The sequence below is a fragment of the Devosia sp. WQ 349K1 genome, assembly GCF_016595685.1.
GTDB lineage: Bacteria > Pseudomonadota > Alphaproteobacteria > Rhizobiales > Devosiaceae > Devosia.
The window spans coordinates 811,151-826,630 of the sequence record NZ_JAENGO010000001.1; the positions used below are offsets into that span (position 1 = coordinate 811,151).

The 15,480-nt window shown below is 55.6% G+C and carries 17 protein-coding genes; 6 read left to right on the top strand and 11 right to left on the bottom strand.

All coding sequences use genetic code 11. From position 1 onward, the window contains the following. Nucleotides 1–62: 62 nt before the first annotated feature. The 6 genes from flhB to flgB all read right to left on the bottom strand — a co-directional run bounded on the left by flhB (nt 63) and on the right by flgB (nt 3,453). Nucleotides 63–1,145, bottom strand: a complete 1,083-nt coding sequence (gene flhB, locus JHL21_RS03900; protein ID WP_200211987.1) for a flagellar biosynthesis protein FlhB — start codon at nt 1,143–1,145, stop codon at nt 63–65. Between the two features lie 3 nt (nt 1,146–1,148). Next, complete coding sequence (gene fliR, locus JHL21_RS03905) at nt 1,149–1,916, bottom strand: flagellar biosynthetic protein FliR (RefSeq protein ID WP_367948151.1); 768 nt, start codon at nt 1,914–1,916, stop codon at nt 1,149–1,151. A gap of 1 nt (nt 1,917) precedes the next feature. Beyond that, nucleotides 1,918–2,184 (bottom strand): flagellar biosynthesis protein FliQ, encoded by a 267-nt coding sequence (gene fliQ, locus JHL21_RS03910; RefSeq protein ID WP_169195253.1) that lies wholly within the window; start codon nt 2,182–2,184, stop codon nt 1,918–1,920. 89 nt (nt 2,185–2,273) lie between these two features. Further along, a complete protein-coding gene (locus tag JHL21_RS03915; protein ID WP_210338831.1) occupies nt 2,274–2,603 on the bottom strand; it encodes a flagellar hook-basal body complex protein FliE in 330 nt (109 codons plus the stop codon). Between the two features lie 26 nt (nt 2,604–2,629). Next, nucleotides 2,630–3,040: a flagellar basal body rod protein FlgC gene (flgC, locus tag JHL21_RS03920; RefSeq protein WP_169195251.1), complete on the bottom strand. Its 411-nt coding sequence runs from the start codon at nt 3,038–3,040 to the stop codon at nt 2,630–2,632. An 8-nt stretch (nt 3,041–3,048) separates the two neighbouring features. Next, nucleotides 3,049–3,453, bottom strand: a complete 405-nt coding sequence (gene flgB / locus JHL21_RS03925; RefSeq protein WP_200211988.1) for a flagellar basal body rod protein FlgB — start codon at nt 3,451–3,453, stop codon at nt 3,049–3,051. A gap of 188 nt (nt 3,454–3,641) precedes the next feature. Here flgB and JHL21_RS03930 point away from each other — a divergent pair, with 188 nt between their 5' ends. Continuing rightward, the gene (locus JHL21_RS03930; protein ID WP_200211989.1) at nt 3,642–4,310 is read left to right on the top strand and encodes a flagellar biosynthetic protein FliO; all 669 of its coding nucleotides are present in this window, start codon (nt 3,642–3,644) and stop codon (nt 4,308–4,310) included. Continuing rightward, nucleotides 4,294–5,064, top strand: a complete 771-nt coding sequence (fliP, locus tag JHL21_RS03935) for a flagellar type III secretion system pore protein FliP (RefSeq protein ID WP_169195276.1) — start codon at nt 4,294–4,296, stop codon at nt 5,062–5,064. Before JHL21_RS03930 ends, fliP begins: the two co-directional genes overlap by 17 nt. Nucleotides 5,065–5,312: 248 nt before the next feature. On the opposite strand, the gene JHL21_RS03940 is transcribed toward fliP, so the two are convergent. The 5 genes from JHL21_RS03940 to JHL21_RS03960 all read right to left on the bottom strand — a co-directional run bounded on the left by JHL21_RS03940 (nt 5,313) and on the right by JHL21_RS03960 (nt 11,847). After that, a complete protein-coding gene (locus JHL21_RS03940; protein ID WP_200211990.1) occupies nt 5,313–8,582 on the bottom strand; it encodes a lipopolysaccharide assembly protein LapB in 3,270 nt (1,089 codons plus the stop codon). Nucleotides 8,583–8,814: 232 nt separating this feature from the next. After that, complete coding sequence (locus JHL21_RS03945; RefSeq protein WP_169195247.1) at nt 8,815–9,738, bottom strand: MotE family protein; 924 nt, start codon at nt 9,736–9,738, stop codon at nt 8,815–8,817. After that, entirely contained in the window at nt 9,735–10,178 is a 444-nt protein-coding gene (locus JHL21_RS03950) for a DUF6468 domain-containing protein (protein ID WP_200211991.1), read from the bottom strand. Before JHL21_RS03950 ends, JHL21_RS03945 begins: the two co-directional genes overlap by 4 nt. Next, complete coding sequence (gene fliM, locus JHL21_RS03955) at nt 10,178–11,221, bottom strand: flagellar motor switch protein FliM (protein WP_248305977.1); 1,044 nt, start codon at nt 11,219–11,221, stop codon at nt 10,178–10,180. Before fliM ends, JHL21_RS03950 begins: the two co-directional genes overlap by 1 nt. 146 nt (nt 11,222–11,367) lie before the next feature. Continuing rightward, complete coding sequence (locus tag JHL21_RS03960) at nt 11,368–11,847, bottom strand: flagellar basal body-associated FliL family protein (protein WP_200211992.1); 480 nt, start codon at nt 11,845–11,847, stop codon at nt 11,368–11,370. A 276-nt stretch (nt 11,848–12,123) separates the two neighbouring features. On the opposite strand from JHL21_RS03960, the gene flgF reads away from it, so the two are divergent. From flgF to flgH, 4 genes are all read left to right on the top strand, one after another. Next, nucleotides 12,124–12,864 (top strand): flagellar basal-body rod protein FlgF, encoded by a 741-nt coding sequence (flgF, locus tag JHL21_RS03965; protein WP_210257057.1) that lies wholly within the window; start codon nt 12,124–12,126, stop codon nt 12,862–12,864. A gap of 15 nt (nt 12,865–12,879) precedes the next feature. Beyond that, nucleotides 12,880–13,665 (top strand): flagellar basal-body rod protein FlgG, encoded by a 786-nt coding sequence (gene flgG / locus JHL21_RS03970; RefSeq protein ID WP_169195243.1) that lies wholly within the window; start codon nt 12,880–12,882, stop codon nt 13,663–13,665. A gap of 89 nt (nt 13,666–13,754) precedes the next feature. Beyond that, nucleotides 13,755–14,627 (top strand): flagellar basal body P-ring formation chaperone FlgA, encoded by an 873-nt coding sequence (gene flgA, locus JHL21_RS03975; protein ID WP_210338832.1) that lies wholly within the window; start codon nt 13,755–13,757, stop codon nt 14,625–14,627. A gap of 16 nt (nt 14,628–14,643) precedes the next feature. Continuing rightward, nucleotides 14,644–15,390, top strand: coding sequence for a flagellar basal body L-ring protein FlgH (gene flgH / locus JHL21_RS03980; protein ID WP_200211994.1), 747 nt, complete (start codon nt 14,644–14,646; stop codon nt 15,388–15,390). Nucleotides 15,391–15,480: the final 90 nt, after the last annotated feature.

Consider the following 15,480-nt stretch of genomic DNA (forward strand, 5'->3'; position numbering starts at 1 on the left):
AAAAGGATTAGCAAATGGGGGCCGGTGTTGGGAGCCCGAAGGAGTTAATCTTCATAGTCAATCTACCGCGTCGGACGCCAACCTCCACGCCGATTTTTCAGCCCCATCACGAAACCGATGACTTCAGCAACAGCCTTGAAGTGCTCGATTGGAATGGTTTCATCAAGATCCACAGTGGCATAGAGCGCACGAGCGAGGGGTGGGTTTTCAACCACAGGCACGTCACTATCTTCTGCCAAAGCGCGAATGCGCAGAGCAACGGCATCAACGCCCTTGGCGACGCAAATTGGCGCAGCCATCTTAGCATCGTATTTTAGCGCCACCGCAAAGTGCGTGGGGTTTGCGATAACCACGGTAGAATTAGGAACCTGCGCCATCATGCGCTTACGAGACCGTTCTTGCCGCAGCTGACGCAGGCGTCCCTTCACATGCGGATCGCCTTCCTGCTGCTTATACTCTTCGCGCGTTTCCTGAACGGACATCATCTGACGCTTCCACCACTTCTGACGCACGTAGAAGTAGTCCGCACCAGCGATAATCGTCACGACAATCAGAACTGCGCCGAGGATTTTCACGCCGAGCTCTTGAAAATCCAAGAGCATAACGAGCGGATCAGCAGTCATCATCGTGTCCAGTCGGTCGCGTTCCGGCCAACACACTGCAACGACGACGGCGCCAACAATGATGATTTTAAGGAGCCCCTTGCCGAAGTTCACCAGAGCTTCAGAAGAGAACAGGCGCTTTGCCCCTGCTAAGGGAGAAATTTTGGATAGCTTGGGCGTGATGGGCTGCGCGGACCAAACCGGCTTGTGCTGTACCAAATTCGCCAGCACGCCGCAGGCAAACAGAATGATAAGTGGGATCAACATGACCCCGAGGACAGAATAAACTAAGCGACCGATGAAATCAGAAAAGCCAGCGGCACTGATGTCGATCTGATCAACGTTCATCAGGACAAGACTGAGCGACGTGTTGAGTTCGCTCGCAACCCAAGGCGAGACCGATGCGAAAACACCGGTGATGCCTATCAGCATAAACCAAGAGGTGACCTCTTGGCTTTTCGCGACATCACCCTTTTTGTGAGCGTCATCGAGCTTCTTCTGGGAGGGGTCTTCGGTTTTGGAGTCTTTGTCCTCGTCTGACATCTCTTAGCCTCGCCACATCGTCAGATGCTCTTCGAAGGCGGTAAGATACCAGCCCATCATCATCGAGAGGAGAAGGAAGAGGAGCAGGATGCCGACCAAGATATTGGCTGGCATAAGCACAAAATACACCTGCAACGCAGGCATGAGACGCGCGAGGATGCCCGAACCAAGGTTAAAGACCAGGCCGAAAACGATGAACGGCGCTGCCATCTGTACGCCCACAGCGAAAGCACTAGCCACGGTTTGCAGGGCAAGCTGCATAAAGTCTTCAAACATCATCGGGGCCGATATGGAGAAGACCCCGTAGCTGTCATAAATCGCGGCAAGAGCCAGATGGTGCAGGTCTGTCGAAAAGATGAGCGCCAAACCCAAAAAAGACAGAAAATTCGCAAACACGGCGCTTTGCGCACCAGCTTGGCCGGGGTCCGCTCCGAGAGCACCCGATAGACCCGTTTGGAACGCCACAATGGTCCCTGCCACGAGCGTTGCCATTGTGGTGATACGAATAATCCCGCCGATGATCAGCCCAATAGCTAGTTCATGCAGCAACAGGCCAACGACAGCGCCTAAGTCTGTCGGCATAGAGGGAATGAGGGGACTAAGAAGGGGAAAAACCACAAACGTAAACGCTAGCGCAAAGCACAAGCGAAGCCGCATCGGAATAGTCTTCTCTCCGAGGGCGGGCATCAGCATCAGCAACGCGCCAATGCGTGCGAACAAGACCATGAACGCAAAGGCCACATCTGGCAGCCAATTTAGGCTGACCGTCACCTCAGAACCCGACGATAATCATGTCGACGACTTTATCCATAAAGCCCGACATGGTCGCCCCCATAAAGGGCAAGATAAGCAACATGGTAAGGAACATCGCCACCACCTTCGGCACGAAGACGAGCGTCTGTTCTTGAATTTGAGTTAGCGCCTGGAAAAGCGCGATGACAACACCGACAGCAAGGCCAACAAGCATCAATGGTAGCGATACGATGAGCAAAGCCCAAATCGCTTGTTGAGCAATATCGAGTGTTTCTGCGCCAGACATGACAGGGTTCCGGTGGAATCAGGCCGTTAGGGTAGCGCAATTCGGGGTAGCCCGGCTCTGAAATTGGCCGGGCTCCCCAAAACTTAGTCTTAAATCGACATCCGCATGATTTCTTCGTAGGCGGAAATCACACGATCGCGGAGAGTGACCATGCTTTCGATAGCCATCTCGGTTTCTGAAAGGGCCGTCACCATATCGATGACATTTGCCTTACCGTTGACCATGTCGATGGCCAGCGCATCCGAAGCCTGCCCCTTATCGAGCACACTCTGAACATTGCTCGCCAGCATGGACGCAAAGTCGTTGATGGGACCGAGGTTTGCCTGCAGATCGGTCATCGGCAGCGGCTGCATAGTAACGAGACGGCTAGCGTTGGTATAAGCGCTAGTTGCGGCATTCAGTGGGGTAGTAATTGCCATAACAAAAGCTCCAATAAAAAGGGTTTTTAACCGCCGAGAATGTCGAGCGTGCGCCCGAGCATTTGACGGGTGACCGTGACAACGTTGAGATTGGCTTCGTAGCTACGCTGCGCCTGCCTCATGTCCGCGGTCTCAATAATGCTGTTCACGTTTGGATATTGAACGTAGCCACTCTCATCGGCTGCAGGGTGACTAGGCTCGTAGCGTGGAATGAAGTCCGATTGGTCCAACGCCAACCGGCCCACCTCAACAATGCGACCACCCACCTCTGCATCAAAGCTAGCGTGGAAAGTTGGGATCCGCCGACGATAGGGATCTTCGCCAGGCGCCTTGCCCGCCGAGTCCGCATTGGCAATATTCTCTGCTATGACGCGCATGCGCGCGGTCTGAGCGTGCAATCCAGTAGCGGCGATCTTGAGTGATGAATTAAAGTCCATGACCTACCTCAAACGTTCTTACCCAGCGCAACGCGCAGGATACGGACCGACTTCTGATACAGCGACGTCGCTGCCTGGTAGTCCATCATGTTGGTTGTAACTTTCATCATCTCATCCTCGAGCGTAATCCCATTGCCCTCGGGAGTGACTTCGAAGTTGGCCATACGCTGGGCTGCAAATTGACCGCCTTCTGAAGATGCAACGATGTGCATAGGCTGAGTTACGATCGTGGAGATCGAAGCTGAACTCATTTGCTTTGCTCTATTAGCAAAGTCATACTGCGCAAGATCTCGACCGCGATAACCGGGTGTTTCGGCATTCGCGACGTTCTCTGCGAGCAATCCTTGTCGGCTTTGATGCCAACGCATTTTATCGGTCAGTGCTGAAAACACCGGCATGTCCATCAGTCCCATTTCCCGACTCCGCAGTTGTTAATGGGCAATTCTTGCCGATTTTAGGGTTAACAAATGGTTAATTTTGGTCGCAAAATGCTTTGCTGACAGCAATATGCGGCAATAATTACCCACCAAAAGGCCGATCTTGCCCTAAAATACAAATCGGACTATCGCCTTACGTGCCTGAAAAAATGGGAGTTTCGACCTTGCAGTTTATCACCAGCCTCTTCGGGGGCAGCGGCAATACGGTGGTTACCGCCGTGCTCGCGCTTGCCATCGTCCTAGTCCTTATTCTGCTGGTAAGCTGGCTACTCAAGTTCATCAGCAATGCATCAGGCAAAGCAGTACGCGGTCGCAACAAGCGACTGGCCGTCATCGACACGTTAAATGTTGATCAGAAAAGACAATTGCTCATTGTACGCCGCGACGATGTCGAGCATCTCATCCTCATTGGCGGCCCCCAAGACATCGTCGTAGAGGCGGGTTTCGCTGCGCCTGAACAACAAGTCGCGGTCACTGCGCGACGCGGTTTGGCACCTTCAGCCGTGCGCCGAATGACACCCCCTGCCCAACCAACAGCATCGCCGGATGTCGCACAGACCGATTCTCCGGAGCCTGTAGTGACGGCCGCGCCAGGTACTGTACTTGAGCAGTTGCAACGTGCAGGTCACCCATCGGACAAGAAGGGTCACGTGTCGCTGCGCCACACCGGTCTTCTGCGCCCTGTCCGCAAGGGAGACGAAGATTCCACGTCGCAAACCTCGGATTATTCGCCCGTTAAGCCTGTCGACTCAGATAAAGAAGGCGCTGACACCGATTTGGGCGGGAATGCGTCGCTTGATAATGACACTAAAAAAGATGCAAATCGCAGCTAAACCAGCACGCAGCTGGGGATGGAAAATCTGGCTGCCAGTGATCTTCGCTGGCAGCTTTTTAGTTGCCGCGACATCCACAGGCTACGCTCAAGACGTCTCGATAGACTTCGGGGACGAAACGACCCTCACGGAACGCGCTGTGCAGCTGATCGGCATGATCACGCTGCTATCGCTAGCGCCCTCGATCCTCGTCATGGTGACGAGTTTCACGCGCATCGTTGTGGTACTTTCCCTTCTCCGCACAGCCATTGGCCTACAGACTGCGCCGCCGAACTCTGTGATGATCTCGCTGGCGCTCTTCTTGACACTTTTCATCATGCAGCCGACGCTGCAGCAGTCTTACGACCAGGGCATAGCGCCACTTATGGCCGGTGAAATTGAGGTCGCCGAGGCCTTCGAGAGAAGTGCAGCACCGCTCCACGAGTTCATGCGCTTCAACGTGCGCGACAAGGACCTCTCTCTATTTTACGACCTAACGTCAGCCGAAGTCCCTGAAACCGTAGAAGAAATTCCGCTGCATCTGCTCGTGCCAGCGTTTATGATTTCTGAGTTGCGGCGGGCATTTGAAATCGGCTTCCTACTCTTCCTTCCCTTCGTCATCATCGACATGGTGGTCGCTTCAGTTCTGATGAGCATGGGTATGATGATGTTGCCGCCGGTAACGATCTCACTCCCCTTCAAACTCATTTTCTTCGTACTGGTCGACGGCTGGTATCTCGTTGCCGGGTCACTTGTTCGAAGTTTTGGCACATAGCCAAGCCTAACCTTGGAATTTGTAACGCCGCGGCTTAACTGAAAGCCGCGGCGTTTTTCTTATTTCCTGTGTCAGACAACCGACGCCACGGTCACAGCCTTAGCGCTGGTCGGCGCCTTATCTGATCATGTTGGAGCACATCAATGGGAGGCACGTGCCCGCAGCCCTAAAAGCCTAACTATGCGCTCAAAATGAAAACGCCGCGGCCTCGAGTGAGGCCGCGGCGTTATTGGTTCAAGGTCGCTCGTTTAGCGCGACGCCATTCCTGCATCCACCTTGGTAGCGGTAGCAGGCGTCAAGGCCCCCTCCCCGCCATAGGTCTCGTGGTAAGAGGTCAGGAATGCTGTGAGACTATCAATCGCAGCAATTTCAGCCGCAACTTTCTTGAACTCCAGCGAGCTCGCTTGGATCGGGCCAGTGACATAATCGAACATCGCCCACTCTGGAGCACCGACCATTTCATCGCTGAACTTTGTCCGTAGACGCGATGCACCATAGTTATCGTTGGCCAAAACATAGCCAACACCCGCCTTCACCAGGTTCAGACGCGCAGCCGCATCGAGCGGAGTGCCTTCGGGACGATTACCATAAATGGCTTCGATCATTTCGCCCGCTTGCGAATAACGCTTCGCTTTCCAATGCGCATCAATGCGGAGCATGTCCACATCCTTGCCACTCAGCATGCGGACGAGATCGAGCGCCAGCACGTCGCGCCCAGCATCGATCATGGCGCGAGCCTCCAGAATGCGGCGCTGGCGCTGCAGGCTATCCGGCAGGTCTGGCAATCGCGTATCGTTCAAGACGCGCATGGCATCCTGCGGACGACGGTCCGCCAGATAAATCACAGCAAGGTCCGTGCCCAGCTGAGCACGCGCAGCTCCACGAAGTCGATTATCCAGCTGATACCGCAAGAGTTCGGCTGCCTGGGGAAGCAAATCCACCCGCACGAGACGACGCGCCAGATTGCGGATCATTTCGTCACCACGCGCGCCTGGCGGCGTCAGGTGCTGGAAGTCGTAGTATATGCTCAGGGCCTCGATCGGGCCGATGGAGTCGGCCACACCATTGAGATAGAGATCGCTGAACGTCTCCTGCGCTTCGTCTCGTAGCGCATTAAGCGTTGGACTCTCGTTGTAATGCGAGATCGCATTACGCACCGCCTCGAAACCGAGGCGATAATCCCCGTTACGGAAATACAAGCTTGCTAGCAGCGCCTGCATGTCCGCTTCCAGCCTGTCACCACGCCAAAGCATGATCTCCGACGAGAGCGTTTCTGTTGCCTTTGCAAGGTCCAGCCGCCCCTGCTTGTCGAGCAATAGCAGCGTGCGATATACAGCTTCCGCACGGCTCGGACGCACCTCCGAAGCAATGACTTGACCGTAGATATCGAGCGCTTCGTCAGGGCGGTTCTTAAGCTCTGCCATACGCGCAGTGGCGATGAGATAATTAGACGCCATCTGTTCAGGCAGCAGCGCAAAGTTCAAATCATCCAGCACAGATTCTGCGAGCACAGGGTCTTCTGCCTCTACCGCAGCGCGTGCTGTCGCCAATTGAAACTCGCGGCGAGCCCACTCGGGATAATTCTGCTGCACGGCTTGCGCATCGAGTGCATCCGAACGCGCGCCACGGAAATCACCCGCATTCGCTCGCGCGATCGTCCGCCAGAACTTGGCGTCGATATCTTGGTCGAGCGACGGCGAATTTAGAACGCTGAGCGCGTCGAGCGAGCGTTCAGCAAGGATGTTCGCTACAGCAGCCGTCGTCCGCATCTCGCGGGTCAACGCCTCGTCGACCTGTTCCTCTTCAAGCAGACGGATGACCCCTAGAGCCTCCTCCGCGAACTGGTTGGCGATGTAATACTGCGAAAGGTTAAGACGCGCCGCGTCACGCTCCGCGCCCTGCGTCAATGCAGCTGCCATTTCCAGGCGATCGCGCTGCTCGGTGAACACGAAGGGATCTTTATGTTCGAGCGTACCGAAATCGATAAAGCCACTGCGGTCCATGACTTCGCTGGACGTTCCGATATTCCGGAGCGTATCAAGCGCCGAAACGGTCAATCCAGTCGCCTCGGAGACAACCGCATAACTATCCTCAAGCGCAACCGTCACAGTGGATGACTTCGGCTTGACGACCAGACCATGCACACTGCGCAGTGCAGTGAAATCAACATAGTCCAGTGTGCGCGTTAAACCGCGCGCTGGTGGATAGGCCGTAACGACGGATAGCGTATCGCCCACAATCGGATCTTGAAACTGGTGGATACGCCCCGGGCGCGCGATATCAGCCACCATCTCGAACGATCCAATATCGTCGCGACGACGGCTGAGTGCCATTGGCTCAGTCGGGCTCAGCATCATGTCACCAAGCGACAATACCCATGCCATGCCTTCCGAGCCGATAGTCGCGAGGCGCTCTTGGGAAAGATCCAATCGGACGATTTGCGTGTCACCAGATGTCAACACAGCATAGTCGTCGGTAATAGCCTCGAGGTCAGATGAGTACGCCGGCGTACCGATGCCCGAGACGGTATCAAAAATGAGCCACACACTGTCGCCGCGACGGAATACCGCCGCCGGAATATCTCTTTCAAACGGAAAGACGACGCGTACCGTGTTGCCCAGCACGTTGACATAAGGCGTAATCGTCTCGGCCGGAGTTGCCTGCAAAGCCGAGATAGTCGGCTCTGGCGGACGTGACGCCTCCGCCTCTGCCTGCGCATTTTTTGCCGCCTCATCGGCGAGCGCGGTCGCCGTCAACGCAGGCAGATCAATACCACCGGTGTCGATATCCAAGACATACTGGCTGGACGAAATGGCATAGAACCGAGGCTCAACACCTTCGGCGAAACGGAGTGACGCGACCGAACCGTCAAGCGAATAGCCCGTAGCAATCGAGGCCAGCTGCTCGGGGAGTTGGTCGATAATTTGAGAAACATCGATCTCAACTGGCCATTCAAAATTGATAGCGCCCAGCTCGCCCTTCTGAACGAAGTTAGCGTCAGTGGGCACGGACCAGTCGAATTGAATACGTGTAAAGGTAGCGGCAGTACCAATGCGCACCTTAGCGGTTGGATTTAGCTCCGCAGCCATGCGGGCCTTACGGTCTTGTTCGGCCTTAATCGCAGCCTGGCGGGCGCGCTCGGCCAACTCATCCACAATCTCTTGCGGGAGTGGTGGCGGCATCCCCTGCCAACTGGAAGGCATGAGATCGACGAAAAGCTTCTCGCCTGCCTCTATATGATTGAAGTTGTAGGTATTTTTTAGTCCAACTCGCAGACCGCGTCGGTCGGGATCGACCCGCGCCACAGAAAGGTAGTTTGGCATAGTGGTGCCGACATCGGGCAGCACTAAATCGACCTGTTCTTCAAACTGAATCGAGAGCACGCCATTATCGATTTTCATCGAGTATGCAGGCAATGCATCCAAGTTTGGAAAGCTGAGTATGAGGCGGGCAAAGCCATCTTCTTCAGTGGCGAATAACTGCCCCTTTTCTTGGGCCCATGCGGAAGAAGCTACCATTTGGCAGCTTAAGGCCACAGTAGCTAAAAGGAGGTACTTCGTCCCCTTGGGACTCTTCTTAATAGCGCTCTTCACCGGCCTTCTGCCCGTCCGACGCCAAAACGCGTTCATGAACAAGGCTACTGCCAGGCACCTCATGAACGCGAGGCTTTCCATAACTGACCCGCCGCATACACGACGGGCCTGTTATATCTACCTAGCGCTACTTAACAGCAGCCTAAGCCATTCACAGCTATTGACCAACAATCTGTGGTAAAGCGGCCAGATCGTCGACTGACATCTGTTCTGCTGGCTCAGTGGTATCCGTCGCCATGCGCACGGTCAGCTCTTGAGCACGCGCAGTCGTCATCGCCGCCATAATGGGAGCCATCTTACGCGGCGTCATCATCTTCGCCACTCGGAACAGGACTTCCATATCCAGCTCATCAAAGATTGCTGCAGCGTCCTTCGGCTTCATGGTGCCGTACATCGCGACAAGAGCGCCGAACTGACCTTCTTCCATAGCCTTGCGCTCTTCCACCAAGGACGAGATTTGAGTCTCGATGGACTGCAAGGTCTGCTGACGCTCTTCAATGCGCTTTTCAGCTGCTTCAACAAGTGCCGCACGCATAGCGAGCTCTTGCTCATAAGTCTGGAGCTCGGTGCGACGCTCGGTCAAACGCTCAGTGATCACGCCTTCGGTGCTCTGCACACCACCATCAACCAGCGGCACTGCACCAGTTGGCGTTAACAACTGCGCCTTTGCATCAAGCATTGGCGGGCAATCTGCCGAAATCACTAGCAAAGCACCAGGAGCCGCGTCTTCGGACCCATCTGCCGGAACTGGAGCACATGCGTTATCCAAGGCGACTGGGTTCGACAAGGTAAGATCGGTAACCGCAGCTTCGCCAGTAGGAGTGCCCGACGGAGCCATAGTTGGAGCACCGTCAGCGAGAGTCGGCGACATATCGTCAATCGTCGGCTGATCAGAGAGGGTAACAGTCTGATCGGCCAAGGTTGTTCCAAGCGCGGTAGACGCGCCTTCACCATCAGCTGCAGCCACCCCCGACACTCCAGTCAAGACGTAGCCGCCTGAGCTTACTAGCCCAATAGTCTTGAAGACCAGAAGCGCCGAGATTGAAACAATAACAACTGGGAGAAGGCGGATTTTAGTCACGCAGCGACTCCACGGTTACGAACGCGAGCCTGCAGTTGATCAAGTGCCGACTGCACCTTGTTGGCCACGGGCTGCTCAACCTGCACAGAAGGCTCTTCAGCCTGAGCATTGCGAGCAACACTTGTGATACGGGCAATGCGCTCCATGAGAACATTACCGGCATTAACGTGGTTCGCCAGTTCGATGCCAAAACGCTCAGCTTCCTGCAGACGCGAGGAAAGCTGGTTATCAGCCTCAATCGCAGTACCCTTCAGCTCTTTAATTGCCTGATTGGCGAGATTGGTCGCAGCAACAAGATCTGCAACCATTTGACGAAGCGCGTCACGATCCTGATGCAAACGCTTCAGGCGCTGGTTCAGAACGACACAGTAACCGATCGTCAGCAGCAAAAGTACAGCGACAGACCCTTCAACGATCACACCCAGTGGTAGGCCGAACATCAGCGCTGCTCCATCTTCTCATCAATAGCTTCAAAGGCGGCCATGGTGACCTTTGGCGGATTTAACGGGCGCGCGACGCGCACCGATACTTGGTTACCGATATGCCCCATGATGGCTTCGGTGAGTTCGACATCACCACAACGCAACCGGATCGGGTCGCTCGGCGTGCGGTCAAACATCAATGTATGGCCAGGCTTGATGTTGAGAACCTTGGCAAGCGGTAGTCTCTGCTCATGCAGCACCGCCTCCACTTCAACATCGGCCTGATAAATCTCTGACGCGAGGTGACCTTCCCAGATCGGATCGCGGCCGAATTTTTCACCCATGAACATCTGCAACAGCTGATCACGGATAGGCTCGATGGTCGCGTATGGCAGCAGGATTTCAACCTTACCGCCGCGATCATCCATCTCGATACGAAGTTCGATCAGAATGGCCGCATTGGCCGGACGGGAAATTGCAGCAAAGCGCGGATTGGTCTCCATGCGCTCAAGCTTAAAATTCACCTGCGTTACCGGCTCAAAAGCGCGATGCGTATCTTCAAGAATGACCTCGATCATCCGGCGCGCCAACGCCAGTTCAATCGTTGTATAAGGCCGCCCCTCAACACGGATATTGCCACCTACACGACGCCCGCCCAACAACACATCAATCATCGAATAGATGAGGTTGGAGTCGACCGTTAGCAGGCCATAATTTTCCCACTCTTCCGCTTTGATGACCGACAAAATGGCCGGCAGCGGAATGGAGTTCAGATAGTCGCCGAAGCGCACGGACGAGATCGAGTCCATGGTCACTTCAACGTTGTCAGAGGTGAAGTTGCGCAGCGAAGTCGTCGACAAGCGCACAAGGCGATCGAAGACGATTTCAAGCATCGGCAGGCGCTCGTAGGAGACCAGAGCCGAATTGATAAGCGCCTGAACGCCTGTCAGCTCAACATCACTGCCCGCACTCGCATCAAAACCGAGGAGACTGTCGATTTCGTCCTGATTAAGAACGCGATCAACACCACCGTCTGGCTCACCAGCCGCAGCTTCAAGCATTGCGGCCCATTCAGCAGCAGCGGCCGCAGCGCGCTGCTCTTCAGTCATATCTTCGTCAGAAGGCGGCGGTGGTGGCGTGGACAGACTGTCCAGGTCATCAAGGCCCCATTCGTCGTTGAGTTTATCGTCGTCGCCCGGACCAGCCATTACTGCACCAGAATTTCTTTGAAGAGAATGCTCTCAACCTCAGCCGGGTAGATGGCCAGATTAACGCGACGCAACAGCTCTTCCTTGAGACGATAAATACCCGCCGAGCCCTCTAGATCGCTTTTACGCAGCTCGCGCAGATAGACTTGGAACGCATCGACAACCTTCGCGAGGCGCGGCTGAATCTGCGTCATCATTTCTTCATTGGCTACTTCAAGCGCGATCGACAGCTTCATATAGGCCGGACCACTTCCCGCAGAATTCAAATTCACGGTCATCGGTGGCAGGTTAAAAATGAAGGTGTCTCGTGCAACTACGGGCGCCTCACCCTGAGCTGAGTCATTTGAGCTACTCAGGAAGAAGTAGAGGCCACCACCGCCAAGCAGCAGAGCCAAAATCGCCGCAGCGATAATAATCAAGAGTTTCGGGGGGCGCTTCTTTACAGGCGCGTCTGTACCAATTTCAGCTTCCGCAGCCATAGTTTTGCCCTACCAAAAGTCTGCATCACAAGACGATTCCGGATGCCCTCTCAGCTAATGCCCAGATGGTTAACGAAACCTTAACAAACCTCTAAACCGGCATTTTTTGCCGGGTAAGTTTTACCTAGGTGATAGTTCTTTAGCGGCAAGATTTTCACACACGTTAGTCACCAAACCCTTGGAAACGCTAGCGCCAATCAGTTGGCATGGTTTCTGCAAGGTTAACGGCGAGGCCCTGCTTGGGGAAGTAAGGCTTCGGGACTAACGGGGATCTAAATGATTGAAAACGCACAACTGATCAGCCTGTCGAGGCAAATCGCACTGCAGCGCCGCATGGATGTGATGGCCAACAATATGGCCAACATCAACACGACAGGGTTCAAAGGAGAGAATATTCTCTTCGAAGAATACCTTATGCCAGTTGCGCGCCACAACGACTTCCCCACACTCGATCAGCCTCTTTCTTACGTTCAGGACTGGGCCACAGTTCATGACATGAGCGCTGGCGCTTTCATGAACACCGGCAACGACCTGGACGTAGCGCTGAATGGCGAAGGCTTCTTTGCTGTCGAAACGCCTGCAGGTGAACGATACACCCGCGCAGGGTCATTCCAGTTGAGCAACACTGGCGTCCTGGTTGACCTGTCGGGCAATCCAGTCATGGGCGTTGGCGGCCAGTTCCAGTTTGGCCCTGAAGAGATCGGCATCACCATCAGCCAAGACGGCACCGTATCGTCCAGCGCCGGTGTTAAGGGTCAGCTGCGTATCGTTGAGTTCGCAAACACCGAAGAGCTCGTACGCTCGGGCGACAATCTGTTCGCTGGTGGCACCCCACTCGAAGCAACAACGACCGTTGCTATGCAGGGTTACCTAGAACGCTCCAACGTCTCGGGCATCTCCGAGATGGCCGACATGATCCGCATCACGCGCTCTTACGAGAGCATCTCAAGCCTTACCAAAAAACACGACGACATGCGCCGTGACGCCATCCAGCGTCTCGGAAGCGCACAAGCATAATTCGGAGAGCCTGCCATGAAAGCACTATATATCGCATCGACCGGCATGGGCGCTCAGGAGCGCAACGTCGAAGTTATCTCAAACAACATCGCGAACATGCGCACCACTGGCTACAAGCGCCAGCGCGCTGAGTTCCAGGACCTGCTTTACCAGCAAATCAGCCGCGCCGGCTCGCAGACCTCAAGCCAAGGCAACATGATCCCGGCAGGCCTCGAAATTGGTTCGGGCGTTCGCACCGTGGCGACCCCACGCGTGATGAGCCAGGGTTCGGTCAACCCGACTGAGCGTGAACTCGACGTCGCTGTCCGCGGCGAAGGTTTCTTCCAGATCGCCCTGCCAGATGGCCGCACCGCATACAGCCGCGACGGCTCGTTCGAACGCGATGCTGAAGGCAATCTCGTAACCTCCAATGGCTACCTCGTTCAGCCGGGCATCAACATCCCAGCCAACGCTCGTAGCGTTTCGATCTCGCCAGACGGCACGATCGAAGCCTTTATCGGTACAGACGGCCTTCCAACCCAACTCGGCCAGCTTCAGCTTGCTCGCTTCGTGAACAAGTCTGGCCTTGAATCGATGGGCGACAACCTGTTCCTCGAAACCGCGGCCAGCGGCGAAGCGCAGATCAGCGTTCCGAACGTCGATGGGTACGGCGACTTGATGCAGGCCTATTTGGAAATGGCAAACGTCAACTCGGTGACCGAAATTTCCGATCTGATCGCAGCGCAGCGCGCGTACGAAATGAACGCCCGCGTCATTTCTGGCGCTGACGAAATGATGCAAGCGACTAGCCAGCTCACCTAATGAGGATCACGGGAATGTCCGCACTTCGCTCTGTTACCTTGGCATTGAGTGTCGCGCTTTCATGCAGCTGCGCCTTTGCGATGCCGCTTATGAAGTCCGACGTTACGATATCGAGCGCCATCGTGACCTTTGGCGATATGTTCGACAACGCCGGAGCAGACGCAGAAAAAGCGCTGTTCCGTGCGCCCAACCCAGGAACGACCGGCGATGTCGACGTAAACACCGTTCGTCAAGCCGCCAAGCGTATCGGCGTTCCCGTGTTTGATACCAGTGGGCTGGAGCAGGTGCGGGTCTCAAGATCTTATAGCCTTGTAGACCAAGCGATGCTCACGGAGCTGATTGAAGCTGACCTGCGCCAGAAGGGTGTCGTTACCGGCCAAATGCAGGTGCAGGCCCATTTCAACGAAGGCTTCGAGCCAATTAAGGCTGCCGATAGCTTTCAGCCCGCCAAGCTGGATGCCCTGCGCTACCTGCCGGGCAGCAGCAGCTTCACAGCGCGCTACATCATCGATGGCGTCGGCAGCGCATTCACCTTGTCCGGCACGCTGGACCTGTTGATCGAGGCACCGCACTTGGTCGCGGCTCTCCCCGCAGGGGCAGTTCTGGCACCAGAGCATATTTCTATGCGCCCGATTTCTGTCAAGCAGGCCGACGCTCAGGGCATTCCCCACTATGACCAGCTTATCGGCAAAGCGCTCAACCGTCCAAGCCGCGACGGCATGCTGCTGCGTGCAACCGATGTCAGCGTGCCGCTGACAATCGCCAAGAACGACCTCGTTACGATCGTCTTCAATCAGGGCCCAATGACTTTGACCGTAAAAGGCCAAGCCATCACCAGCGCTGCGCAAGGCGAGGCAGTACAAGTCCTCAATCTAGCTTCTAGGCGCATCATCAGCGCCACCGCAATCTCCCCCGGGGCCGTGGCCGTATCCACCGCACCAATGAATATTGCCGGCCTCTAATTCGGGATAGATGAAAATGAACTTCACCAAGACCATCACTCTCGTTGCCCTCGCAGCATCCCTTGCCGCATGCGCCACCACCGATAAGCTCGCGCAGGTTGGCCAGGCCCCAGCGCTCACGCAAATCGCCGATCCAACAACGACCGCGGGCTACCAGCCTGTGCGCATGCCGATGCCTGAGCCGCTCGCTGACACCTATCAGCCGAACTCTCTCTACCGCACTTCGGCCAAGGGCTTTTTCAAGGACGAACGTGCCCACCGCGTCGGCGATATCCTTACCGTACAGGTGACGATCAACGACAACGCGCAGTTCAACAACCAGACGCAGCGCGCTCGCAACTCGAGCAATAGCGCTGGCATGGGCGGCATTCTTGGCTCCGCAGTGAACACTGCCTTTGCAAGCGGCACCGTCCCGATCGATGCGGAAAACGCTGTCGACTTCAACTCGGGCCTGCGCGACACCGGTTCGGGCTCAGTCAACCGCAAGGAAACGCTGACGACCTCAGTTGCAGCTGTCGTCACGCAGGTTCTGCCAAACGGCAATCTGGTGATCGAAGGCCGTCAGGAAGTCCGCGTCAACTTTGAAGTCCGCGACCTCATCGTCGCCGGTATCGTTCGCCCATCCGACATTCAGGCCAATAACACGATCCCATCAACCAAGATCGCTGAAGCCCGCATCTCCTACGGTGGCCGCGGACAGATCACCGATGTCCAGCAGTCCCGCTATGGCCAGCAGGTCCTCGACGCCATCCTGCCGTTCTAATCCATCCCCGACAGTGTCCTCCCCGGACACTGTCAATCCCCGGCCTGCCGCATGTCAGGCCAGTCCAATCTGTAAGTTTGGACATCCCAA